Genomic DNA, 25,431 nt, shown 5'->3' on the forward strand with positions numbered 1-25,431 from the left:
CGTTCAACTCAGCACTGTGTGCTGACCCTTATTGCCCCTGGGCAAAGCCCGGAGTCTTCCTGTTTATAAAGACAACGACTGTCTTTGTGATGAGAAAATATGACGCGACATTATAGCGGCGCACTTTGGTCGAGTCGAGCCACACATCCCCCAACGGGGTGGCGATAGCACAATTCGCGCAAAACTGACCCTTATATGGGGAACTCCCGAGCAGACTTCAAGCGCACAACACGCAAGAATTTGCACTTGCTCACCTTTTTTCGCGCAAAGGCCTACTTTTTCACCTCATTTCCTGCCAAAAAGCCAGCCTGTTCAGGGGTTGCGACCCAAATTGTCCACCCTGTCACATCAACCATTGCGTCTATGGCCGCTGCTCGCTATGGTGACAGCCAAATTTATGAGTCTGGAGTGACCAACATGGCCTTTTTCCGCTTCTTGTTTAACCTGCTCTGGTTTGTACTGGGGGGCGTCTTCATGGGGCTGGCCTGGTGGCTGGCCGGGCTGCTCTGCTTTGTCTCGCTGATCGGGATCCCCTGGGGTCGCGCCTGCTTCGTCATCGGCACCTTTACCTTCTTCCCGTTTGGCAAGCAGGCGGTGAGCCGCAAGAGCATGACTGGGCAAAGCGACATCGGCACCGGTACTCTGGGGCTGATTGGCAACATCCTCTGGTTCCTGGTGATCGGGATCTGGCTGGCAATCGGTCACATTGCCTCCGCGCTGGCCTGCTTCGTGACCATCATAGGCATTCCGTTTGGCATCCAGCACCTCAAGCTGGCCCTGATTGCCCTGGCCCCCATCGGTCAGATGGTGGTGACCAACCACGAAGCCGAATCCGGTCGCTACATTCGCTGAGCACCACGCAAAATTGCACGGGCAAGCTGCCTGCGCAGCAAAAAAAGGGCAGACTAGGGTCTGCCCTTTTTCATTGCCACTGCTCGAGGCCCTCCATGCTCCCCAGCCATTTTTTTGCCAATCTCGCCCGCATGAAACTCATTTACCGCTGGCCGCTGATGCGCAACATACAACCTGAAAACATCGCCGAGCACAGTCTGCAGGTCGCCATGGTGGCCCACGCCCTGGGGCTTATCCAGAATCGTCTTTTTGGTGGTCAGGTCGATGCGGATCGCGCCGCCGTGATGGCGCTCTACCACGACAGCAGCGAGGTGCTGACCGGCGATCTGCCCACACCGGTCAAGTATTTCAATCCCGAAATTGCGAGGGAGTACAAGAAGATAGAGCTGGCCGCCGAGCAGCGCCTGCTGGGGATGCTACCCGCCGAACTGGTGGAGGATTTTCGCCCTCTGCTGGACTCGGGTGCCCAGGACGCCGGGCTGGTTCGTCTGGTGAAAGACGCCGATACCCTCTGCGCCTACACCAAGTGTCTGGAGGAGATAAACGCCGGCAACCGGGAGTTCGAACCGGCCAGGAAACGCCTCGAAGCCATGCTGGAAGCGCGCATGAGCCCGCAGATGCATTACTTCATCGATGTCTTCGTGGCAAGCTTCTCCCTGCCGCTCGATGAGCTGAACGCCCACTAAGCCAGCCAAACCACCTGAAAACAGAAGGGCCCGCCGGTTTGCTCCGGCGGGCCCTTCGTTATTGATCAGCAGATCAGATACCGTGCATCAGTGCCCCAACTCCCGCGATGGCACCAGTCCGCTCGCCCGCCAGGCAGGATAGAGGGTCGCCAACAGGCTCATCAGTATGGCTGCGCCAGTTACGATAGCCAGATCCTGCATGTGCAATTCGGTCGGCAGGAAGTCGATGAAGTAGATGTCAGGGTTGAGGAAGCGATGGCCTATCACCCCTTCGATAAAGCCCAGGATCTGGGTCAGCTTGCTGGAGAGCAGGCCGCCGAGCAGGGCCCCGAGCAAGGCGCCGAGCACCCCGTTAACCATGCCCTGAATGACGAAGGTAAGCCGGATTTGACCGGGGCTCGCCCCCATGGTCTTCAAGATGGCAATCTCGCTGCGCTTCTCGTTCACCGCCATCACCAGGGTGGAGACGATGTTGAAGCAGGCCACTGCCACCACCATCAGCATCACCACATACATGACGGTACGCACCATCTGTATGTCCTGATAGAGGTAGCCCTGCCGGCTCATCCAGCTGCTGATGTAGACGTAATGAGGAAATTTCTGGGCAGCCGCGACCGTGATGGATTGTGCCTTGAGCACATCGCTGACCTTGAGGCTGAACCCTTCCACCGTATTGCCCATACCGGTCATGGTCTGGGCATCGGCCAGGTGCATGAAGCCGAGCATGCCATCGAGCTGACCGCCGATCTCAAGCAAGCCTACTACCTTGAGGGATTCCCGCTTCGGGTTCTTGATGCCGGCGGCGTCCCCCCCTTGCGGCAGCAAGAGGGCAACCGAGTCACCTATCTTGACCCCCAGCTTGTCGGCGATGGTCTTGCCGAGAATCAGCCCATGTTCGCCCACCTGCAGTTCACGCAGACCACGGCCTGTCATGTATTTGCCCGCATCCGACAGATTCGCTTCGAGCTCCGGCAACACGGCACGCACCTGCAAGCCCTTGAGGGCATTGCCATGCTCAAGCAACCCATTGAGGGTGATCACAGGCGCGGCAGCTTCCACCCCTGGCTGGGCCAGCAGGTAATCCCGCAACTTGGGCCAGTCAGGCAATGGCGCCTCCATCCCCATCAGCTCACCGTGAGGCACCACTGAGAGCACTCTGTCTTTGAGCTCCCGCTCAAAGCCGTTCATGGCAGAGAGACCCAGGATGAGGGCCATCACTCCGAGGGCGATGCCGATGAGGGACGAGGCGGAAATAAACGCGATGAAGCCGTTGCGACGACGGGAGCGGCTGTAACGCAAGCCCAGAAAGAGGGGCAGCGGTTTGAACATCAGGCGACCTCCGCCATGATGCCGCTCACCAGGGTGACCCGCCGATGGAGCTTGGCGGCCAGACTCAGGTCATGGGTGACCACCACAAAGGCTGTGCCCAACTCACGATTGAGCTCACAGAGCAGCTCGTAAACAGCGGTTGCACTGGCATGATCCAGGTTGCCGGTGGGCTCGTCCGCCAGCACCAGGCTGGGCTCGTTGACCAGGGCGCGGGCAATGGCCACCCGCTGGCGTTCGCCACCGGACAGCTCGGATGGCCTGTGGTTGAGACGATGGGAAAGCCCCACCCGACCCAGCATGCGAGTCGCCTTGTCGGTGGCGACGGCCACCGACTCACCGGCGATGAGCAGCGGCATGGCGGTGTTCTCCAGCGCGGTAAACTCGGCGAGCAGGTGGTGAAACTGATAGACAAATCCCAGCTCCTGGTTGCGGAATCTCGCCTGAGTACGGCTATCCCAGTGGTGGATATCCTGCCCCTTGAACAGCACGGCGCCGCTTGACGGGTTGTCGAGCGCCCCCATCAGATGCAGCAAGGTGGTCTTGCCCGATCCCGAGCTGCCCACCACCGCCAGCATCTCGCCGGGGGCGACACTCAGATCAATCCCCTTGAGGACCTGGGTCTCCAGCTCGCCCTCTTGATAAACATGATTCAGGGCCTGACAACGCAGCAGAGGTTCACTGGACAAGGGTTCATTCATAAAGGGAGCTCCACTTACGCCGGCAATCGCACCGGAGGTAACAACAGAAGATGAGTTATTCACAGTGCTATTCATAACGTAATGCCTCGGCCGGTTTCACCCGGGCCGCACGGGCCGCAGGGTAGAGGGTGGCACTGAAGCTGAGCAGCACGGCGCCCAGCAAGATGGTAATGACCTGGGTTGGCTCCACTATCACGGGCAGGCCGCTGCCGCCCGCCGTCATATAGAGGTTGAGCCCCACCGCATCGAGCAGGGGGTTGAGTCCGAGCGAGAGTGCGAGCCCGGTCAGGCCGCCAAGCAGGGCACCAATCACACCGCTGGAAGCGCCGAGCACCATGAATATCTTGACTATCCCTGCCTCGTTCATGCCCATGGTGCGCAGTATGGCAACCTCTCCCTCCTTGTCGGTGACCACCATCACCAGGGCGGAGAGGATGTTGAAGGTGGCGACCGCGATGATCAGCACCAGCATCAGCCCCATCATGCGCTTCTCCATGGCGACCGCCTGGAACAGCTCACCGCGCTCGCGGCGCCAGTCCTGCCATTCCAGCCCGTCCGGCAATGCCGTCTTTATCACCTGATCGGCAGCGAAGGGATCGTCCAGCCAGAGCCTTATGCCACCGACGGTTTCTGTCGGCAGGCGCAGCAGGCGCTGGGCATCCCCCAACGCAATCAGGGCAACCTGGCTATCCACGTCGGCGCCGACTCCGAAGATACCGGAAACGGTAAACAGGCGCTGGGCAGGAACTCGACCAAAGGGCGTGAAACGGGTGCCCTCGGTCAGAAGCAGACGAACCTGATCTCCCATGGAAACCTTGAGACGGCTTGCCACCCCCTGCCCCAACACTATGTGGTATTCACCCTGCTGCAGGCTATCGAGGCGACCCATCTGCATCTGGGCATGCAGTATGTCATCCCTTGGCCATAGGGCCGGGTCTATCCCCTGTACGCTGACACCGATGAGCTGACCCGGGCTCTGCAACATCCCTTCGCTATCGAGCATGGGGGCGCTGGCAATCACATGGGGCAGCTTGGCAAGGTCGGGCAAACCGTTGGGATGAGCATCGATGCGGCCAGTCTGGTTGGTCACCACCACATGGGGGATCACGCCCAGGATCCGGCCCTTGAGCTGCCCTTCGAAGCCGTTCATCACGGATATGACCACCATCAGGGCCGCGACCCCGATGGCGATACCAAAGGTGGAGAACAGGGAGATGAATGAAACGAAGCGATTACTGCGTCGTGAGCCTGCGTAGCGAAGGCCAATGGCCAGCGACAGCGGCTGAAAAAGTCCAGTCTTCAAGGAGTTCTACGTTGCCAACAAAATAAGATACCGGATAATAAAGGGAAACCGTCTATGACAACAAGGGATAGCCTCCATGCAGGAACAGTTCTTCAGCGTCACCCATGCCACCCCGGTCAATGTGATCCCCATGCCCGATGACTTTCCTCTGCCGACGCTGGAGGCACTGGAGGCCGAACTGCCCGAACCCTTTCGCATCGCCTCGGCCATCACCTCCATCGATCTGGTGACCAGTCGTCTGATCCGCAATCAGAACGAGTCGATGCACGATCTGGTGGAGATCATCAACCAGCAGTCGCGCAAGATCGACATGATCATGGGCTATGTGCTGTCGGTGCAGGATAGGCCCGAGCATCGCTTCCAGACCCTGCGTTTCAGCGCAGGCCAGCTCACCTATCTGCATCCGCGCCAAGGTCATGGCGAGCCGCCGCTCCTGCACCAGATAGTGCGGCTCAAGATCTTCCTGCGGGAAGAGGCCTCCGCCATCTACTGCTATGCCGAGGTCAAGAGACTGGAACCGGGCGAGCATGGCACTCAGGTGGGGCTCGATTATGCCCGGATCCGTGAGGATGACCGCGAACTGCTGGTCCGTGCCAGCCTGCATGTCCAATCCAAGCAACTCAAATTGCGTGCTCAAGACCGTCAACGTTAAAAGAATCAAATGATGCCAATGAAGCTTCCCGCCTTGCCCGCCAAGGCGGGCCAAAAATTAACGCTCGGCCACTTGACCGGCAGCAGCCTGTCACTGGTTGCCGCCCGCCTTACTACCCAAGCGAACCGCCCAGTCCTGCTGGTGACCGCCGATACCCCGAGTGCCCTGCGCCTCGAGCAGGAATTGCAGTTCCTGCTGGCCGGTCAAGGTTGCCCTGTGCTGATGTTTCCGGATTGGGAAACCCTGCCCTACGACACCTTTTCCCCCCATCAGGACATCATCTCCCAGCGGTTGGAGACCCTCTACAAACTGCCGCAGATGAGCGCCGGCGTGCTGATCGTGCCCATCTCGACCTTGATGCTGCGCTGCGCTCCCCAGGTCTACCTCGACAAGTACAGCCTGATGGTGAAGGCCGGTCAGCGCCTCAACTTGCAACAACTGCGAGGGCGTCTGGCCGAGGCAGGCTATGTGGCGGTGGATCAGGTGCTCGAGCACGGCGAGTTTGCCGCCCGCGGCTCACTGCTCGATCTCTTTCCCATGGGCAGCAACAGCCCTTATCGCATCGACTTTTTCGATGACGAGGTGGACTCCATCCGTCCGTTCGATCCCGAGACCCAGCGTTCCAGCGAACCGGTCAAGACGGTCAGCCTGTTGCCCGCCCGGGAATTCCCCACCGACGAGGCCGCCATCGAGCTGTTCCGTGGGCAATTTCGCGAACAGTTCGAGCTGTCGCGCGCCGAGGGCTCCGTCTATCAGGAGGTGAGCAAGGGGCGCTGGCCCGCCGGCATCGAATACTATCTGCCGCTCTTCTTCCATCAGACTGCCAGCCTGTTCGACTACCTGCCAGATAACACCCTGCTGCTCACTGTGGGGGATATCTATCCCGCGGCCCAGCGCTTCTGGAACGACATAGGCCAGCGCTATGAGGACAGACGCTGGGACAACACCCGCCCCTTGTTGCCACCCCAGCAGATCTACCTGCCGGTGGAGCAATTGTTCGCCGCCCTCGGTCACTATGGCGCCGTGCGGCTGCAGGAAGCCGCCACCGACGGCGGAGCCGGCCAGCAGGATCTCCCCATAGCAGCGCTGCCGGAGCTGCAACTGGATCACAGCAAAGAGCAGCCCATGCTGGCGCTGAACCAGTTTCTGGACAGCTTCACGGGCCGCACCCTGTTCGTGGTGGAATCCGAAGGGCGGCGGGAAGTGCTCGGCGATCTGCTGGCGCGCATATCCTTGCAACCCAAGGAGTTCCCCTCCCTCGAGGCCTTCATGGCGGGCAAGGCGCGCCACGGTCTGCTGGTTGCACCGCTGGAGCGGGGCTTTTTGCTACGAGAGCTGCTGCAAGAGGCCGGGCATGATGAGCTCGCCCTTATCACGGAGACAGAGCTGCTGGGCGGTAAAGTCCGCAGCAAGCGAGCCCGGGAAAAGAGCAAGAACTTAAGCTCGGATGCGGTGATCCGAAACCTCGGCGAGTTGACCCAGGGCCAGCCTGTGGTTCACCTGGATCACGGCGTCGGCCGTTATCTGGGGCTCGAAACCATCGATGCCGGTGGCCTGCCCACCGAGTTCCTGACCCTCGAGTATGCCGGTGGCGACAAGCTGTTCGTGCCGGTCACCAACCTGCACCTCATCAGCCGCTACACAGGCTCTGACAACCCGCCCAGCCACAAACTCGGCGGCGAGGCCTGGGTCAAGGCGCGGCGCAAGGCGGCAGAGAAGGTGCGCGACGTGGCAGCCGAGCTGCTGGATGTCTATGCCCTGCGGGCGGCGCGCCACGGTTTTGCCTTCCAGCACGACAGGGAAGCCTACCGCCAGTTCGCCGCCGGTTTCCCGTTCGAGGAGACAGAGGATCAGCTCAACGCCATCAATGCGGTACTGGGGGACATGTGTCAGGCCAAGAGCATGGACCGGCTGGTGTGCGGCGACGTGGGCTTTGGCAAGACCGAAGTGGCGATGCGAGCCGCCTTCGTGGCCGTCCACGGCGGCAAGCAGGTCGCCGTGCTGGTGCCCACCACCTTGCTGGCACAGCAGCACTACGACAACTTCCGCGATCGCTTCGCCAACTGGCCTGTGCGGGTCGAGGTGCTGAGCCGCTTTCGTACCGCCAGGGAGCAGACCAGCGTGATGAAGGAGCTGGCCGATGGCAAGGTCGACATCATCATAGGTACCCACAAGCTCTTGGGCTCAGATCTGACCTTCAAGGATTTGGGGCTGCTCATCGTCGATGAGGAGCACAGATTCGGGGTGCGCCAGAAGGAGAAGATCAAGGCGCTGCGGGCCGACGTGGATATCCTTACCCTCACGGCGACGCCTATCCCGCGCACCCTCAACATGGCGATGGCCGGCATGCGGGATCTCTCCATCATCGCCACCCCGCCCGCCAAGCGGCTCGCCATCAAGACCTTTGTGCGCCAGCAGGATCCTGCGGTCACCCGCGAGGCGGTACTGCGTGAGCTCAAGCGGGGCGGTCAGGTCTACTACCTGCACAACGACGTGGAGAGCATAGAAAAATGCGCCGGCGATCTCGCCGAGCTGGTGCCGGAGGCACGCATCGGCATCGCCCACGGCCAGATGCGCGAGCGCGACCTTGAGCGAGTCATGTCGGACTTCTACCACCAGCGCTTCAACCTGCTGGTCTGCACCACCATCATAGAGACCGGCATAGACGTACCCAGCGCCAACACCATCATCATGGACCGCGCCGATCATCTGGGGCTAGCGCAGTTGCACCAGCTGCGGGGCCGGGTTGGCCGCTCCCACCACCAGGCCTATGCCTACCTGCTCACCCCTCATCCCAAGTTGATGAGCAAGGATGCACTCAAGCGACTCGAGGCCATCGCATCGCTCGAAGATCTCGGCGCCGGTTTTGCGCTGGCGACCCACGATCTGGAGATCCGGGGTGCAGGCGAGCTCTTGGGCGACGATCAGAGCGGCCAGATCGAATCGGTCGGTTTCACCCTCTACATGGAGATGCTGGAGCAGGCGGTCGAGGCGCTGAAAAATGGCAAGGAGCCATCGCTGGAGCAGCTGATGAGCCAGCACACAGAGGTCGAGCTGCGCCTGCCCGCCCTGTTGCCGGAGGAGTACATACCGGACGTCAACATGCGTCTGTCCATGTACAAGCGCATCGCCAGCGCGGCCGACGAGCAGGAGCTGCGCGAATTGAAGGTGGAGCTGATCGACCGCTTCGGCCTGCTGCCGGAGGCGACCAAGACGCTCATGGAGATTGCTGCCTTCCGCCAGCGCGCCACCGCCCTTGGCATTCGCCGGGTGGAGATGAGCGAGCGCGGCGGTTATCTGGACTTCACTCAGGAGACTCGCGTCAACCCTGGCTATCTGGTCAAGCTGCTCTCCGAGCAGCCACGCATCTACAAGATGGATGGGCCCACCCGATTGCGCTTCCAAGTACCGACCCCGGACCGCACCATGCGCCTGAAACTGGTGGACGGCCTGCTGGCGGATCTCGCCAACCACGCCAGCCACTGATGCGAGCAACGCAACTCGCCCAAACAAAACGGGAGCCATATCGGCTCCCGTTTTTTATGCGCTCATCGCAAGCACTGGATCTGTACATCAACCCTGATTGGCAGGATCCTCATGGGCGGAGAACTCCCGCATGAAGGCCTCGGCCCGCTCCACCATCTTGGTGGAACCGACGAAGTAAGGGGTGCGCTGGTGCAAGGCAGTGGGCTGGATGTCCATGATGCGGCCAAAGCCGTCGGACGCCTTGCCACCGGCCTGCTCCACCAGAAATGCCATGGGGTTGCACTCATAGAGCAGGCGCAGCTTGCCGTTCGGGGAGTTGGTGCCGGACGGATAGATATAGATGCCGCCTTTGAGCAGGTTGCGATGGAAATCGGAGACCAGGGAGCCGATATAGCGGGAGGTATAGGGTCTGTGAGTCGCCTCGTCCCGCTCCTGGCAATATTTGAGGTACTTCTTCACCCCGTCCGGGAACTTGATGTAGTTGCCCTCGTTGATGGAGTAGATCTTGCCCTCCTCCGGGATGCGGATGTTCTCGTGGGAGAGGCAGAAGCAACCGATGGAAGGATCATAGGTGAAGCCGTTCACGCCAAAGCCGGTGGTGTAGACCAGCATGGTGGAAGAGCCGTAGACCACGTAACCGGCAGCGACCTGACGGTTGCCAGGTTGCAGGAAGTCTTCCAGGGTGACGCCCGTCCCCGGGGCGCTGAGACGGCGGTAAATGGAGAAGATGGTCCCGACCGAGACGTTGACATCAATGTTGGAAGAGCCGTCGAGGGGATCGATCAGCACCACATATTTGGAGTGACGGGAGAGCTCGGAATCAAAGGAGACGAAGTCCTCTTCTTCTTCGGATGCAATACCGCACACTTCACCACGGGCTTCCAGCGCGGCTTTAAAGCGCTCATTGGCATACACATCCAGCTTCTGCTGCACCTCGCCCTGCACGTTTTCAGCACCCATGGAGCCGATAATGTCTGCCAGCCCCGCCTTGTTGATCTCCCGGTTCACCACCTTGGCGGCCAGACGGATGGAACTGAGCAGTGAGGTCAGCTCGCCGGTCGCGGTGGGATAATCCGCCTGCTTTTTGACGATGAACTCGCCCATGGTGATCATGTTTCGCATTATTGTTCCTTTAAGAGCGTTTCCGTTGGCTTTGAAAACGTTTGCACGCGTCGACAAAAAAAGTGCCGATCCTCGGCAGCCTTGTTTTGTAACCTAATGTAACGCCTGTTTTTTGTTTTTGCAGCGAATTAAGCCGCTGGATAAACGTGCGATTTACGCCTCGCAACCCTATCAAAAGGGCATAAAACCAGTGCCAATTGGTGACTTTCATCATGTTAATTCGCAGCAAAAAATCACGAACAGGCAGCCATGATGAGTGCAACGGCCCACTTGCCCCCCCCTATCTGGGTAGCTGATGGCAAGGCCAGCGCCCACCTCTTGAGATCTCCAGATCAATCCAGCACACTGACCAAGCTTTGGAAGCAAAAAAACATAAGGATATTCAATGAAAAGGACACTCATTGCCGGCACGGTTGCCGCTCTGTTGGCGTTTCCCTCCCTGGCGGCTAACGTACCGGCCGGCACCCAGCTGCTACCCGGCGATCAACAAATCTTCGTGCGCAACATAGGTTCAGAGCCCGCCTCCATCGATCCCCAGATGGTCGAAGAGAGCTCGGGCAGCGATATCGTCAACGACCTGTTCGAGGGGCTCTATACCCTGGATGGCGACGGCAAGCTGCAAGCCGCCGGGGCGCTTGGCTATGAACTCGACACCACGGGCACCGTCTACACCTTCAAGCTGAGACCCGAGGCCAAATGGTCCAACGGCGAGCCGGTGACGGCGGCGGATTATGTCTATGGCTGGCAACGGGCGGCGGATCCCAGAAACGCCTCCAACTATGCCTGGTTCATCGAGCTGACCGGCGTCACCAACGCCAGCGACGTGGTGCAGGGTAAAAAAAGCCCGGATGCCCTCGGCATCAAGGCCCTCGATACGCACACCCTGCAGATCACCCTGAACAATCCTGTGCCCTTCTTTCTGAAGACGCTCTCCCACTACACCACCTTCCCCGCGCCCAAGGCGACCATAGAGAAGTTTGGTCATGAGTGGGTCAAGCCGGGCAACATCGTCTCCAACGGCGCTTTTATGCTCAAGGAGTGGACCCCCAACGAGCGCCTCATCGCAGAGCGCAATCCCCTCTACTGGGATAACCAGAACACAGTGCTCAACAAGGTGCTCTATCTGGAGATAGTCTCCGACACCGCCGCCTACAACCGCTATCGCGCAGGGGAACTGCACTACACGCCCTATCCGCTGGAGCAGTACAAACAGCTCAAGAGCCAAAGCCCGGAGGAGCTTGTCAACGCTCCCATGCTCGCCACCTATTACTATGTGTTCAACACTCAGCGCAAACCGTTCGACAATCCCAAGGTGCGCAAGGCGCTGTCGCTTGCTATCGACAGAGACACCATCACCGAGAAGATCCTGGGACAAGGTCAGCTCTCCGCCTTCAGCCTGACCCCGCCGAGCGTCGACGGCTTCGAGCTCAAGCGCCCTGCCAGCCAGTTGCTGAGCAAGGAGGAGAGGATCAAACAGGCGAAAGCATTGCTGAGCGAGGCCGGATACGGCCCGGGCAAGCCGCTGGATGTGGACATCCTCTACAACACCAACGAGAGCCACAAGAAGATAGCCCTGGCCATCTCCTCCATGTGGAAACGCAACCTGGGGGTTACCGCCAAGCTCAACAACATGGAGTGGAAGACCATGGTGTCCGCACTCAATGAGGGGGATTTTACCGTCAGTCGCTACTCGTGGAACGGGGATTACAACGATGCCTCGACCTTCCTCGACATCATGACCTCCAGCAGCAGCGCCAACAGCGGCAAGTGGTTCAACAAGCAATATGATGCCCTGCTGGCGAAGGCCCATGACTCCAAGGATCCGGCCGAGCGCAACCGGCTCTATCAAGAGGCCGAGGCGCTGATCGACCAAGAGGCCCCTATCGCCCCCGTCTACTTCTATGTCAAGTCACGGCTGCTCAAGCCCAATATCAAGGGCTATCCCTATCAGAACCCGCAAGACGTGGTTTATTCGAAAGACCTCTATCTCACCGCGCAGTAACGCCCTGACCTCCTAAACAGAAAGACCGCCTCGAAGGCGGTCTTTTTTCAATCTTCCCGACAGCTCGCCAGTGCCACCATGGCCCGACGACGCAGCACCACAGGCTGCACCAGCAGTTGCGCCAGCAATACCCCAAGCAGCGTCATGCCACCACCGATCAGGTGATAGCTGGTCAGCGTTTCCCCCAGCCAGCTGATGGCCAGTGCCGCCGTCATCACTGGCAGCAGATTCATGAAGATGGCGGTGCGGCTTGCCCCCAGAAGGGCTATGCCCTGCATCCAGAGCCAAGGCGACAGCGCCGAAGTGGGGATCCCCGCATACAGGATGAGCCAGAGCGCGCGGCCATCTGGCCACTGCCCATCCACCAGCAGGTAGAACGGGGTGAGAAACAGCAGGCTGCACAGCACCTGGCCGTAGAGCATGGACCAGTTGTCGAGCCCCAGATCCCACTTTTTGAGCAAGACGCTATAGAGGGCATAGGTGCCCGCCGAGAGCAGCATGTAGACAGAGCCGATATGAATGCCCTGGATAAACAGACGGGACGGATCCCCCTGCCCCAGCAAGATGGTCAGCCCCAGAATGGAGATAAGCCCACCGAGCAGAGCCCCCCAGGTGGGACGCTCACGCAGCAGCCAGATACTGAGCAGTACCGTCATCAGCGGTGTCAGCCCCATCATCAGACCTATCTCCGTGGCTCCCAGGGTTTGCGCCGCGTAGTACCCCAGGGTCTGGTTCAGCACCATGCCGAGCAGGGCCAGCGCCGCCAGCTGATAGAAGCCGGCCCGCAGTTTGGCCCGATCCCGCCAGGCGCGGTGTGCGAGGAAAGGCGTCAAGATGATGGCGGCCACCATCCAGCGCGACCAGGCCAGTGCCGCGGGTGAAAGCAATCCAACCGCCAGCTTGCTGACAATGGCATTGCCAGACCAGATGGCCATGCAGGAGAAGGGAAACAAAAAGGCAAGAGGCATAGCGCTGTCCACAGAAACGATCCGGTATTTCAGGCGGGAGTATAAGGGGGCAAACAAGATTCGCAAGCACAGCCCGGCCTTGCGAATGCGGGTGACGTTGAACCGAGATCGAACTGAGCCAATTCGGCCATATCAGGGCTGAAAACAATCATGCCCGCACAGTGGCGGGCATGAAGCGGCTGGATGGGATGGCAGAGAACTTATGCCGCATCCATGTGCAGTCTGGAGATCATCTCGTTGACCTCGACCACGGTCTGGCGGTGGGGTATGTCAGCTGGTGTTGGCATCATCAGCAAGCCTGACTGGAAATCAAAACGCCCCCTGCCGTGGATATAAATCCGCCCCTTGAAGAAGGTTTTGACATGTTTTGCCACCATCAGTGGCAGGTACTTCTTGAACACTCTCATCGTTTGCAACCTCTTGCAGTTGTATCCGTATGACAGCAGCTTCTGCGAAATAATTCCGTAAATTCTTTATAAAAATCCGGAAAAATCGCAACTCTCTTCCCCAAAAAACCAATCTATAACTTTTTATTAACTTTTAACGTATTGTATGTGGTCCTTCCAGCCAGAGCAATACCCCCTTGCCATCTTGCCATTCGATACAGGCCATGCCTGACGTGGCAAACATGGGGGCACCTGCCGCCGGGCAGAGGCTCTGCACCAGATAACCTACCAGTGGCAGGTGGCTGACCATCAAAATTTGGTCATGTGTTGCCGCCAACGCAGTGAGATAGCTTGCGACAAAAGCAGGATCTCCATAGGGAGTGATCTCCTTGCTCTCTTCGACCCTGGTGGCCTTGGGCAATTCACTGCATATGCTCTGCCAGGTTTGTCTGGCGCGCAGATAATTGCTGTGGACAACCAAATCCAGCACCCCGTCCAGTTGGGGCGCCAGCCAACTGGCCATGTGAATGGACTCTTCAATTCCCTGCTCGGTCAGTGGACGCTGTTCATCTGTTTTCGCATTCATGCCAGCCTGGCCATGACGCATGATGTAGATTTTCATTACAACCTCGCCCAACGGGCCTGTTTTGATAGCGGGGGGATCTTACCCCGCCATGCCGGGGGAAACAATTGCGCTACCTCTCAGAAAAGGGTTTGCCTCACTGGATAGCGAGGTCGATAATCATGTTTAAATTCAAATAAATCCAACACGAGTCACGCGCCAATGAGCCCATATGCCAGCCCTAATGACCATCGGCAATACCACTATCTGGAGCTGGCAAACCGGCTCAGGGTCTTGTTGATCTGCGATCCCGACACCGACAAGTCTGCCGCTTCCCTGGCCGTCAACACCGGTCATTTCGACGATCCGGCCGATCGGCAGGGGATGGCTCATTTCCTTGAGCATATGCTGTTCCTTGGCACTCGTACTTATCCCAAGCCTGGTGAGTACCAGCAATTTATGAGCCGTCATGGCGGCAGCAACAACGCCTGGACCGGCACCGAGTTCACCAACTTCTTTTTCGAGATAGACACCGGCTTCTTCGAGGCCGGTCTCGACCGTTTTTCCCAGTTCTTCATCTGCCCCACTTTCACTCCCGAGTGGGTGGATAAAGAGCGCAACGCGGTCGACTCCGAATACCGCCTCAAGCTGCAGGACGATGTGCGCCGCAGCTACCAGGTACATAAAGAGACGGTCAACCCGGCCCACCCTTTCTCCAAGTTCTCGGTCGGCAACCTGGATACCCTGGCGGATCTGCCCGGCCGGGATCTGCGCGCCGATCTCATCCGGTTCTACGAATCTCACTACAGCGCGGATCGCATGGCGCTGGTGATGATCTCGCCTGAATCCATCGAGACCCAGATTGACTGGTGCGATCGCTTTTTCGCTCCCATTTTGAATCGCAATTTGGGAATACCGGCCCTGACGGTTCCTCTCTATCGCATCGACGACCTCGGCATCCGCATCCGCATCAATCCGGTCAAGGAGACCCGCAAGCTGGCGCTGACCTTTCCGCTGCCCAATGTGGATGAGTTTTATGACAAAAAACCCCTCACCTTCCTGAGCCACCTCATCGGCTATGAAGGGGATGGCAGCCTGCTCTCCTTGCTGAAAGCAAAAGGCTGGGTCAACCAGCTCTCCGCCGGAGGCGGCATCAGCGGTGCCAACTTCAAGGATTTTGGGGTGAGCTTTGGCCTCACGCCGCTCGGGCTTGAACACGTCAACGAGATAGTAGCCGCCCTGTTCGGCTATCTGAAACTCATCGAGCGTGGCGGGGTAGAAAGCTGGCGCTACGAAGAGAAGCGTACCGTGCTTGAGTCGGCGTTCCGCTTTCAGGAGCGGGGCCGTGCCCTCGACACCGTTTCCGGCCTGGTGTTGAACCTGTTCAGCTACACGCCCGAGGATCTGCTCTACGGCGATTACATGATGCGCGAATACGACGAGGCGCTGATCCGCCGCCTGCTCGCCAAGCTCACGCCACACAACCTGCGCATGACCATCACGGCGCCGGAGCTGGCCACGGATCGCCTGGCCCGCTGGTATCAGACCCCCTATGGCGTCGACATCATCACGGAGGCGGAAAAGATCCACTGGCAGCAGAGCGAACCTGATCCGGCTCTCACCCTGCCCTTGCCGAACCCCTTTATCAGCAACCGGCTCGATCCGCGCCAGCCAGCACTGCAGGCCGACATGCCCGCCTGCATCATCGACAGGCCTGGATTTCGGCTCTGGCATCTGCACGAGCATCAGTTCAGCGTGCCCAAGGGCAACCTCTACATCTCCATTGACAGCGAGCACGCGGTCAAAAGCCCGCGCCACATCGCCATGGCACGGCTTGCGGTGGAACTGCTCACGGATCACCTCAACGCCCTCACCTACCCGGCGGAGCTGGCGGGGCTGGGCTACCAGATCTATGCCCATCAGGGCGGCTTTACCATCAACCTGAGCGGCTTTGCCGACAAGCAACCCCTGCTGCTGGACATGATCCTCGGCAACCGCACCCTGGGCTATCCGGATCCGGGCCGCTTCGCCGAGATAAAAGAGCAGCTCATCCGCAACTGGGACAACCAGTCCAAGGCGCGGCCCATCTCCCAGCTGTTCAACCAGCTCACCAGTTTGCTGCAACCAAACAACCCGCCGTTCGAGCAGTTGCTGCGCCATCTGCGCACCGTGGAACTTGGCGAGATGCCGGCGTTTGTCGCCCAGCTGTTCGGGGAGGTACACATAGAGGCGCTGGTTCACGGCGACTGGAATGCCGCCGAGGCGCTCGAACTGGCCGCCCTGCTGGAGCGCCACCTCGGCACCCACAGCCAGCCCAGTGCCGAGACCCGCCGCCCGCTCATCTCCATTCAAAACAGGGGCACCCTCATTCGTGAGCAGGGCTGCGAGCACGAAGACTCGGCGCTGCTGGTCTACTACCAGTCCCGCACCACCCGGGCGCGGGATCTCGCCTGCTTCACCCTGGCCAACCACATAATGTCGTCCACCTTCTTCCACGAGCTGCGCACCCGCCAGCAGCTGGGGTACGTGGTGGGTGCCGGCAACCTGCCCCTCAACCGTCACCCCGGCCTCATCTTCTATATCCAGTCACCAGTGGCAGGGCCCCAGCACCTGCTGGATGCGGTGGAAGAGTTCATCGACCTCTTCCCGCTGGCCATACTGGAGCTGACCGAGCAACAGTGGCAAGACAGCAAGGTGGGCCTGCAAGCCCAGCTTAGCGAACGGGACGCCAACCTGCGCAGTCGCGGCCAGCGGCTCTGGGTCAGCATAGGCAACAAGGATCTGGGGTTTGATCAGCGGGAAAGGGTGTGCGAAGAGGTGGGCAAACTGAGCCGTGCCGATCTGGTACGCTTCATCATACAGCTGCGCTCACGCACCTCGGACAGACTGATCCTCTGCAGTTATGGCCAGGGTCACGAACACGACGAGCGCATCACGGGCCAGTTTATCGACGACCCCAAGGCGTTCAGGCTCGCCGCCAACACCTTCGAGGCCTGAAGCAGGCATTCCCGCCCATCAGCCAATCCCGCCCAATAAAAAGCCGACCCCTTGGGGTCGGCTGGAAAAACCATAACAATTGCGACCAAAGCCGCCAAAAGTGAACATGAGCGTGAAAATCAGACACTGCGTTGATGGTCGGCCGGATGGTTCAAACCAGAGCGCACCTGCCAATATCAACAGTGATTGAGAAACAGGCTCATCTTAGGCACTCCCCTCCCTTGTCACGTTGATCTATGTCAAAGGAGGTAGCAAAGAGTCGGTGACCTGCCGGTTTGTCGGCCTGGATCACGCTTTCACTTTTCAGCCGCGGCGGATCAGGCGATAGGCCACTTCATCAAAATAGGAGAGCTGACCGGAGAGTACCCTGGGGTGATCCACTTCTGCGGCACGGCCCAGCACTTCCACCCGAAAATCGCGCTCAAACAGGGTGCGCACTTCCATTTCCCCCACCGAGAAGGGCGGCTGTTTCTGCTGCTCCGGCTGATACTCCAACGTCACCAGCAGGATCTGGCCACCGGTTTCCATCAGGCGGCTCATCAGCTCCGCATACTGGCGGCGCATCTCCGTTGGCAAGGCGATCAGCGCCGCCCTGTCATAGGCCAGCCGGTAGCGACGTCCCAGCTCGGGGGCGGCAAAGAAATCCCCCTGATGGATGCGCAAGGAGCCGTGCTGATGGCACTGATAAGAGCCCAGCTCGCTGAGGGTATCGGTAAGCTGGTTTTCACTGAAAAACTGTTCGATGGCGAGCGCAGAGAGCTCGAAGCCATCGATGGGGTGCCCCAGGCCATTGAGCCAGAGCATGTCGCGGGACTTGCCGCACAGGGGCACCAGCACGGGTTCATCCTGTTGCTGGGCAGACCACCAGGATTGCAGCCAGCGATTGAAGTCTGCCTGATGAAAGCCAATCCGGTTCTCTTCCCAACGCTGATGCCAAAACGCAGCTTCCATCCTAATACCCCTGTTACCTGAAGATGCCTCAATATCACAACTTAACCCGGCGCACGCAAGCCTTGCGCCGAACCGACGGGTGATTTTTGCCAGACAAACGATTGCAAAACCAAAAAGGACCGCCAGGCCCCTTTTCTGACATCTTTATGTCATAAGGATGTGATGGGTGATCGGCAGCCTCACCAAAATAACGTACGCTGACATGCCAACTGGTCGCGCAGGCTCAGGCACAGACGGACTCGGCGACCATCATGGCCGCCACTGCCGTTATCCTGGCCGAGATCTGCGCGAACGAGGGGCGCTGCGACACCTGTTCGCAGAGGCATGCCCGAGCCAGCAGGGCAAGATCCTGCAGTGCCTCGCTCTGTGGCTGGCAGCGTGCCAGCAACTCGTCCAGCAGGCACCCAAAGGCTCTCACCTCTATCCGCTCCAGCCCCTCGGCCAGCACGCATTCCGTGCGGTCGTAGCAAGAGGCAGCGCCAAAATCGCCGAGCAGCACCTGACCCTTCCCTTGTAAGGAGTGCAGTATGTTATGGCCATAGAGATCGCCGTGCATGATACCTCGCTCATGCAGATGCCCCGCGGCAGCCGCTATGCCCTGCGCCATGGCGAGCACAGTGGCCGGGGTGAACGACAGCCCTGCCGGATAGACGTCGCGGGTGCAGGAGTCCAGGCTCGGCGGGCCTGCCAGATTGGCAAACTTGGGATCTATCAGCTCCATCACCAGCGCCGGCATGCCGGAGGGGTGATCCGCCACCTTCCCCAGCACCCTGATCAGGTTGGGATGGGTGCCAGCCGCCAGCGACGCCGCCATCTCGCAATGGGGCAAGCCATCGCTGGTCACAGCCCCCTTGAACAACTTGACCGCCACCGCCTGCGACTCATCACCCTGCAATCCACCGCAAGTGATGCGGGTGGCACTGTGGATCACGCCAGAGGCCCCCTGCCCCAGCAACTCACCCAACTCAAGCGCCAGCCACGGCACTGTGGCGATATGAGCCACATAATCCACATCGATGGCCCGCGCCTCCTCCCTCTCGCTAAAAGGGTTGCCGGAATAGGCGAGCCAGGAAAGGCGCGGCAGCGCCATCAGCCAGTCGGGGAAGCGCTCAATGCGGTTGGCGGCGATGCGCAGCAGCTCCAGATTGCGGCAATTGGCAAGGCTGGCAGGCAGCTCACGCAGGCGATTGCCCGCCAGCATCAGCTTTTGCAGGGCGGCGCACTGACCCAACGCATCGGGCAACTGTTCGATGGCGTTGTCGGTCAGGATCAGCCAGCGCAAGCCCACTGGCAGCGACGCGGCGGGGACTGTGGAAATCTGGTTGGCCTTGAAGCCCACCATGGTGAGTGCCGGGCAGCGCCCCAGCACCTCGGGCAGCACGGTAAAGCGATTCTCGGAGCAGAAGATGATGCGCAGTTTGCTGAAACCGGCCAGCTCGTCAGGGAGCGAGCTTAGCTGGTTGCCGGTCAGATCCAGCACCTCAAGCGTCTCTTTAAGGCTCAGGATTTCGGGTGGGAACTCCGTCAGATTTTCACAAAGCTTCAGATGGCGGGCGCCGCACAGTTCACCCGCGCGCAGCTGTTCCAGAGTATGCATAACCGTTTCTCAATCCTGATCATCTGCCTGATGGCGTAGCCAGCCATCAGCGCGCGCCGAACCTGCATCCGGCGGTTTTAAAGGGGGGGATTATAAAGAATTTGCATAGCACATACATCGCTTGTTTCGTTGCTGATGCAGCCTATCTCGCGGAACACGAATATGGTAGTAATCTGAGCCGAGACACATGAAATATATTTCCGTGTAAAACCCAGCCTTATAAAAATAAGGCAAACGCTGTGACAAATAATGCATTTAATATAAAAATGCTTCAGTTTTCATGCATCAAAATATAAAGCCACTCTTTATTTTTTCTGTATAAAAGAAAATACAAAAATACTATATCCTTAGTAAGTCTAGACATTTAAATCGCTCAAAAAGATTAATTAATCTCTTCATTTTTTCTTTACACTCATTAGTGTCGACTTTATCTGAGTTCATAATCGCTGCTTGTTTATCTAATAACATTTCAAAAACACGGGCGGCCTTTTCCTTCACAATACGCCGCTTCCTAACATATACTCTATTAGTACGATTCAACAGCAATTTACGAACCATATAATCGCCAGGCCCATTACTATCTATTGAGATGACGACCCCATCATCATCCACTGCTATATATTTTGAAATATCGTCCTGAAATCTATCAATATACCCTAGCCTGGATTTAAATGTCACCCCATCAATGGTATTGATGCATCCTTTCCAATCATTTGTTTTTAATACATTACATTTTTGGCAAGAGAGATGAAGATTGTAAGGATGGATTTTCAATATTCCTCCAAATTTATTTGAAAATACATCCATAGGTCTGAAATGATCTAACGAAAAGCGTTCACCACCACATTCATCAATACGGGCATCACAATATACACATCTAAATTGGCAATCCTTGCTTATATTGTTATAATTTTTTTCACAATTATAAGTCGCATAAAAGCCACCTTCTTCTTTATAGTAAGCTGCTATATCTTGCCGGACTAAGACAGGATAATAGAAATTATTTATCATCATCACCCCTTAATTCTGAAAATATTGCATCTAACTCATCTGATGCCTTTTTTAGCTCACAGAGTGACTTTTCACTAATAATTCCTTCACTAGAGATATTTTTTATCCTAGACAGGTCTAAAGCTTTAAACTCCTCGAGCTCTTTTTCAGATAGAGTAGAGAAAATTGACTTTTCAAGCAAAAATTCAAATCTCTGTGCTTGCTGTGACTTTATATCTTTATAAGTGTTAATATGACGAATAAATCGTTTTGTTAGATCACCTTCATCTTTATCAAGATCCCAATCATTTTTATCAATAACAAATTCAATGTCACCCAGATACTTATCTACTTCATCAGAGTAGCTAGTTAAAATATAAATAGGGATTTTTGAATCAAACATCCTAATTTTTTCAACCAACTCCACACCAGTGTAAGAGGCGATTCCAGAATGCTTCAGCTTTTCATCAATGAAGTAAGTAACCTTATCGGGTATCTTATTTAAAACTTGAATCATATTATCTAACGAAGACTCGACATCTAAGCACAGAATTTCAAATTCATCTGAAAACATGATACCCATAGATAACTTATAAGTTGCTCTAATATCGCTATCGTCGTCAATGAAAATTATTGTGTTCATTTATTTATCCTGCAGAACTTCAATGTAAAAACCAGCCCCACCCAAATCTGAATATTGCTGAGCAGTTATTGTACCCGATGGCATATGTTCCTCCACTTGGTTTTTAATTATTGACAACCCCATTCCGGTACCTATGGAATTACCTTTCCTATCAATTTTACGACTATGCATCGGTAAGAAAATCGTATTTTCTTGCCCAGTTTCTAAACCACATCCAGAATCCATAAATGCTAATCTTAGTCGAGTACCACCAACACGTTCAAAAACAATTTTAATCTTTCTTTCATCTTTTTGAGTATCTTCTAATGCCCACGTCGCGTTAGTTATCAAGTTTATTGCGATACTTTCCCAATCAATTTCAAATGAGCGAACATTAAAATCCTCTTCTGCAATTTTTAAAAACTCAATATCACATTGGATTCCCATTTTAGAGAATGTTGCAGACATCATACCACAAACATATTTGAAAATTTTTGGCACATTAACTTTTGAACGAGTCCGTTTATCAGGTTTAATATTATTAATTGCTAACTTAGAAAATGTATCAACGTATTGCGCTCCAGTTATCATGAGGTCAGTTACGCTAATAAGTTGATCATAATCTATTGTCTCACCTGCCACTTGTGCGCGTTTAATCAAGCTCTTAAGTGTCTTAGAGTTGGTTAACGCTAACGCTGAATGCGTGCGAATTTCATGTCCAAAACTAACAGTTAACACGCCAAGAGAAGCAAGATTAGATAGAGTATCCTTTTCTCCTTCTAACTTCTTACGTTCTTTTTCCAAATGCAAATAATAATCATCAAGTGCTTTTTGGTGAGAAATTTTAGCTCTCTCTAACTCACGCAACTTTTGATTAAGAATCTGAGCAGGAGGTATTTTTTTTCCTTTTCTTTTGGTCTTTTTTGAGAACGTTTTAATTTCATCAATTGCCCCCTTGAGCTCAGAGTCCTTCTCTTTTATTATCCTTTCTAATTCTGCTGCAAGGTCAGTATATTCATCAGCACGGGCATCTTTTGTTGCAAGGACTTCAAATGAAGAAATTATTTTCAGGATAAAAGTACGCAGTTGCAAATAAGCTTCATTCTCTACGATACCCTCTCTATTAGCTTGATCATTAAGAATGGAATTAGTAGTTTTTGAAATACTAACCGCGCCAATTATTTGATTGGGAGCAATTCGGAAGCCACCTTGCTTGATCCCACCTGGACTGGAGGATTTTCGATAACCTAAGTCTAACCAATCCCCTTTTCCAGTAGGTTCACCATAGGGCCTGACACGAAAATCATCACGGTAAATACGAACGCCTCTGTTCAATTCCATAAACCTTGACCAGTTTATAGCTGACATATCTACCTTAGACAAAAATTCTTTTTTCCTAACCATATAATGGAATTCAAATTTTAATGGCCCAAATAATGGCTTATCGCCTTGTTTTGAAATCCAGTTTTTCCAAGGGGTTGGTATTTGCTCTATCAACTCTCCTGTTGAATTATTTTTAAAAGAAAGTTTAACTTTGTTGTTATAATCAACTACTGCTTTTACTTCCCAACTGGCGGCTTTTAGTAATTCTTGTGTATCAACAACCTCTGCTGGAAACGCAATATTGTTAATTACCCTATGAATAGTAATAGAAAAATCATTAGCTGATCTATAAGGGGATATTAAAAGCCTTAACTCTTGTTTTAAATCTTCAATAAAATCAGAACACCAATTATCTTTAAGTCCAATCAATACCATATAGGTACCAGAATCATCTACGGAAGAAAATATATTTCCGTACTTACTTGATAATGGCAAGTCTTGCTCGTAAATATCATGCTGAATCGAAGATATAGAGGTATTTGTTCCTTCATATTTTCTCCAATCAACAATTAGCTGTATAACTGAACTACTTCCCTTTTTTTTGGTATATAAAACAACTTTTTTACTCAGTCTATCTAAACCAAGTCGCCCTAAGCCTTTTGCGCCAGTTAAGATTCTTTTTTTATTTAATGAAAACTCTACACCATTCTTATAGTCTGTACCAATTTTGAGCCAATGTTCATAGATTGTTTCTGCATCCATACCATTTCCATCATCTCTAATAACTAATGTGGAAATAGCTGGGGACTCTCTTAAAAAGAATTCAACATGCACACTTTCAGCATCAGCATCATATCCATTTTTGATGAGCTCTGACACTGCTACTGTTGAACTTGAAATACTCTCTCTGCCGAGTTGCATAGGAACACGAGCTGAAAGATCAAATGGTCTTTTACCTAAATACCTACGCGCCATGATTTATGCACCTTCAACAAATGGAATATCTTTTATCACACCAATGGTTAAGTGACGTAACCGTATACGTTCATTCAAAAAATCATTTGTCTGCTGACTCTGCAAGACTCGCATAAGCTTTTTGCACGTATTTACTTTACCATCCTTCGGTGTAACTACAATCAAGTGATTTTCTATCGCAACAGGCTCTTTCAAATTTATGAGTGTAGCTGACGCCCTACTCTTATCTGATGGACTAGATGTTCTTTTAATAACAACAAAGGGTGGTTTTAACACAGTGCCAGAAAATTTTCTTTGCTCTACTGCTGATTTCACCACTTCCCACTTAGGACAATTCTTAGGATAAAAATATGCATATTCATTTCCCTCTTCAGGGTCACGATAGGAAACTAATGGACCAGTCCTGACATCAAAGTAATCAGCGATAGATGCGTGTATGTTGATTGCACGATGCCATTGCATGTTTCCTATGCAGCTCTGTTTTATTCCCGACAATAAAAATACATCAACATCAGTTTTACTATTAAATCGCCCCCAAATTTTTACATGCCCATTCATTGAGCTTGAAACAAATTGTCTAAAATCACTATATCTACTACCGGAACGAAGAACATCTGGCAATATAGCGCTTATTAGGCAGTTTTTAGGTAACACCCGCAAGTACTTGTCAAATAAAATACCGGCTGCATTTACTCCTCCTTCTTTCCAATAATTCTCTTTTGGAGAAGACCAAATAGTAAAGGGGGGATTCATGATAACATGAGTAACAGTTTCAATTTCCTCAGAATTAATTGTCAATGCATCCTTTACATATATATTCGAAAGAAAATCAAACGCCTCTTCAAGTCCACAGTTCTGTTCAACACCTCTATTTATGGCTTCGATGACAATGCGAATTTTTGCTGCTTCGATAAAGTGTGGATGGATGTCAAATCCCCACAACACTTCTCCCCATTCTTTCAACGTTTCAGACAATGTTGCCTCTACCCCAAGTTTTCTGGATGCTTCAATAAGCAAGTTACCAGCACCACATGTAGGGTCCAAAACAATTGATTTCAAAGTAATTGGTTTATTGAAAGATGATATTGCTTTTGATGCTAAATCTTGGCCAGTAAAGAAACTCCCAGCCTCCCGCATTTCGTCAATTGATAATAACTTTCGTAATACTGCATCAATGTCATCTAGATCAACTGAATTTCTCAACTGTTCTTTATCTGAAGAATGTAGAAATTCGCGCATTGCAACATTATGTGAAATCAAGGTGTTCATAGTAACTGTTCTGCAGAAATTTCCCCTATAATACCATGAATATAAATATTGCTCCATACACAAAAAAAGTCATAACCCATTGATATTTATGAACTTTAAATATGTAACACAGGTTTTTATCTGCAGGATCATTTTTGAACTTAGCCACCTAAGTTGTTCTCTCTTTGTCACAGGAATGTTGAGGAAGCAGAATCTAATGCATCAGATAATAAATCTGACACCATCGTCTGTAATTCTAGTTCTCTCGTATTTAATCCCTTTATCTACAGGAACTACTTGTCGAAATAGTCGTCAAATTATTTGTAAAACACGCACCAAATATCATACTGAATGGTATAAGCCCAGAACAAATATTAACACGGAAACTTTCCCAGATAATGCATCTATCATAATTATCCTACCACCGACAGTGTGAACTTTGTTCCCCTCAGAAAACCGCCGGAACCGAGTTCAATAGATCTGAAATGCCAAACCGACCGCTATCACTCTAAACTCAAAAAGAGCGTTAATGCCACATCTGTGGCAGTTCACCCAACCTCTACTCAGACCATATATCTATCATGCAACCACATTCATAAATGCCCGATTACACTCTGCTAACCCAATTCCGCGAAGCGGCATCAAGTCACTACAATTGGGAATACAATTTCCCGCAAAGGCC

At 54.2% G+C, this 25,431-nt stretch carries 19 protein-coding genes; 6 read left to right on the plus strand and 13 right to left on the minus strand.

Annotated features, from left to right (window positions below):
- Nucleotides 1-417: 417 nt before the first annotated feature.
- On the plus strand, nucleotides 418-852 hold the full coding sequence (locus GWQ29_RS07635) for a YccF domain-containing protein (RefSeq protein ID WP_011898663.1): 435 nt from the start codon (nucleotides 418-420) through the stop codon (nucleotides 850-852).
- A 95-nt stretch (nucleotides 853-947) separates the two neighbouring features.
- Nucleotides 948-1,538, plus strand: coding sequence for a 5'-deoxynucleotidase (gene yfbR, locus GWQ29_RS07640; protein ID WP_005315363.1), 591 nt, complete (start codon nucleotides 948-950; stop codon nucleotides 1,536-1,538).
- Between the two features lie 87 nt (nucleotides 1,539-1,625).
- On the opposite strand, the gene lolE is transcribed toward yfbR, so the two are convergent.
- The 3 genes from lolE to GWQ29_RS07655 form a co-directional block, all read right to left on the minus strand.
- The gene (gene lolE, locus GWQ29_RS07645; RefSeq protein WP_059113284.1) at nucleotides 1,626-2,867 is read right to left on the minus strand and encodes a lipoprotein-releasing ABC transporter permease subunit LolE; all 1,242 of its coding nucleotides are present in this window, start codon (nucleotides 2,865-2,867) and stop codon (nucleotides 1,626-1,628) included.
- Nucleotides 2,867-3,565, minus strand: coding sequence for a lipoprotein-releasing ABC transporter ATP-binding protein LolD (gene lolD / locus GWQ29_RS07650; protein WP_017411862.1), 699 nt, complete (start codon nucleotides 3,563-3,565; stop codon nucleotides 2,867-2,869). The genes lolE and lolD overlap by 1 nt, the downstream gene beginning before the upstream one ends.
- Before the next feature lie 67 nt (nucleotides 3,566-3,632).
- On the minus strand, nucleotides 3,633-4,868 hold the full coding sequence (locus tag GWQ29_RS07655; protein ID WP_265452952.1) for a lipoprotein-releasing ABC transporter permease subunit: 1,236 nt from the start codon (nucleotides 4,866-4,868) through the stop codon (nucleotides 3,633-3,635).
- Nucleotides 4,869-4,944: 76 nt separating this feature from the next.
- Between GWQ29_RS07655 and GWQ29_RS07660 the strand changes: the two genes are divergently transcribed.
- Both GWQ29_RS07660 and mfd read left to right on the plus strand, forming a co-directional pair.
- Complete coding sequence (locus GWQ29_RS07660; protein WP_275919131.1) at nucleotides 4,945-5,520, plus strand: PilZ domain-containing protein; 576 nt, start codon at nucleotides 4,945-4,947, stop codon at nucleotides 5,518-5,520.
- A gap of 9 nt (nucleotides 5,521-5,529) precedes the next feature.
- Nucleotides 5,530-9,006, plus strand: a complete 3,477-nt coding sequence (mfd, locus tag GWQ29_RS07665; RefSeq protein WP_275919132.1) for a transcription-repair coupling factor — start codon at nucleotides 5,530-5,532, stop codon at nucleotides 9,004-9,006.
- Nucleotides 9,007-9,093: 87 nt separating this feature from the next.
- Here mfd and fbp read toward each other — a convergent pair whose 3' ends face one another.
- The gene (gene fbp / locus GWQ29_RS07670; protein ID WP_005315352.1) at nucleotides 9,094-10,128 is read right to left on the minus strand and encodes a class 1 fructose-bisphosphatase; all 1,035 of its coding nucleotides are present in this window, start codon (nucleotides 10,126-10,128) and stop codon (nucleotides 9,094-9,096) included.
- Between the two features lie 385 nt (nucleotides 10,129-10,513).
- Between fbp and GWQ29_RS07675 the strand changes: the two genes are divergently transcribed.
- Nucleotides 10,514-12,130 carry a peptide ABC transporter substrate-binding protein gene (locus GWQ29_RS07675; RefSeq protein WP_275919133.1) on the plus strand — a complete coding sequence of 539 codons (1,617 nt, stop codon included), beginning with the start codon at nucleotides 10,514-10,516 and terminating at the stop codon, nucleotides 12,128-12,130.
- Between the two features lie 47 nt (nucleotides 12,131-12,177).
- Here GWQ29_RS07675 and GWQ29_RS07680 read toward each other — a convergent pair whose 3' ends face one another.
- The 3 genes from GWQ29_RS07680 to sixA all read right to left on the minus strand — a co-directional run bounded on the left by GWQ29_RS07680 (nucleotide 12,178) and on the right by sixA (nucleotide 14,106).
- Nucleotides 12,178-13,098, minus strand: coding sequence for a DMT family transporter (locus tag GWQ29_RS07680; RefSeq protein ID WP_275908836.1), 921 nt, complete (start codon nucleotides 13,096-13,098; stop codon nucleotides 12,178-12,180).
- 200 nt (nucleotides 13,099-13,298) lie between these two features.
- Nucleotides 13,299-13,505 carry a DUF1107 domain-containing protein gene (locus tag GWQ29_RS07685; RefSeq protein WP_021140380.1) on the minus strand — a complete coding sequence of 69 codons (207 nt, stop codon included), beginning with the start codon at nucleotides 13,503-13,505 and terminating at the stop codon, nucleotides 13,299-13,301.
- Between the two features lie 133 nt (nucleotides 13,506-13,638).
- Entirely contained in the window at nucleotides 13,639-14,106 is a 468-nt protein-coding gene (sixA, locus tag GWQ29_RS07690) for a phosphohistidine phosphatase SixA (RefSeq protein WP_017411860.1), read from the minus strand.
- A 162-nt stretch (nucleotides 14,107-14,268) separates the two neighbouring features.
- Between sixA and GWQ29_RS07695 the strand changes: the two genes are divergently transcribed.
- Nucleotides 14,269-17,043: an insulinase family protein gene (locus tag GWQ29_RS07695; protein WP_275919134.1), complete on the plus strand. Its 2,775-nt coding sequence runs from the start codon at nucleotides 14,269-14,271 to the stop codon at nucleotides 17,041-17,043.
- A 303-nt stretch (nucleotides 17,044-17,346) separates the two neighbouring features.
- On the opposite strand, the gene GWQ29_RS07700 is transcribed toward GWQ29_RS07695, so the two are convergent.
- The 6 genes from GWQ29_RS07700 to GWQ29_RS07725 all read right to left on the minus strand — a co-directional run bounded on the left by GWQ29_RS07700 (nucleotide 17,347) and on the right by GWQ29_RS07725 (nucleotide 24,770).
- The gene (locus GWQ29_RS07700; RefSeq protein ID WP_125608970.1) at nucleotides 17,347-17,994 is read right to left on the minus strand and encodes a thiopurine S-methyltransferase; all 648 of its coding nucleotides are present in this window, start codon (nucleotides 17,992-17,994) and stop codon (nucleotides 17,347-17,349) included.
- A gap of 223 nt (nucleotides 17,995-18,217) precedes the next feature.
- Nucleotides 18,218-19,591 (minus strand): leucine-rich repeat-containing protein kinase family protein, encoded by a 1,374-nt coding sequence (locus tag GWQ29_RS07705; protein WP_275919135.1) that lies wholly within the window; start codon nucleotides 19,589-19,591, stop codon nucleotides 18,218-18,220.
- Between the two features lie 339 nt (nucleotides 19,592-19,930).
- Nucleotides 19,931-20,602, minus strand: a complete 672-nt coding sequence (locus tag GWQ29_RS07710) for a hypothetical protein (protein ID WP_275919136.1) — start codon at nucleotides 20,600-20,602, stop codon at nucleotides 19,931-19,933.
- Complete coding sequence (locus GWQ29_RS07715) at nucleotides 20,592-21,224, minus strand: hypothetical protein (protein WP_275919137.1); 633 nt, start codon at nucleotides 21,222-21,224, stop codon at nucleotides 20,592-20,594. Before GWQ29_RS07715 ends, GWQ29_RS07710 begins: the two co-directional genes overlap by 11 nt.
- A complete protein-coding gene (locus GWQ29_RS07720) occupies nucleotides 21,225-23,501 on the minus strand; it encodes an ATP-binding protein (RefSeq protein WP_275919138.1) in 2,277 nt (758 codons plus the stop codon).
- A 3-nt stretch (nucleotides 23,502-23,504) separates the two neighbouring features.
- Nucleotides 23,505-24,770: an N-6 DNA methylase gene (locus tag GWQ29_RS07725; protein WP_275919139.1), complete on the minus strand. Its 1,266-nt coding sequence runs from the start codon at nucleotides 24,768-24,770 to the stop codon at nucleotides 23,505-23,507.
- Between the last annotated feature and the right edge of the window lie 661 nt (nucleotides 24,771-25,431).

Source organism: Aeromonas sp. 2HA2, assembly GCF_029237345.1.
Taxonomy (GTDB): Bacteria; Pseudomonadota; Gammaproteobacteria; order Enterobacterales; family Aeromonadaceae; genus Aeromonas; species Aeromonas salmonicida.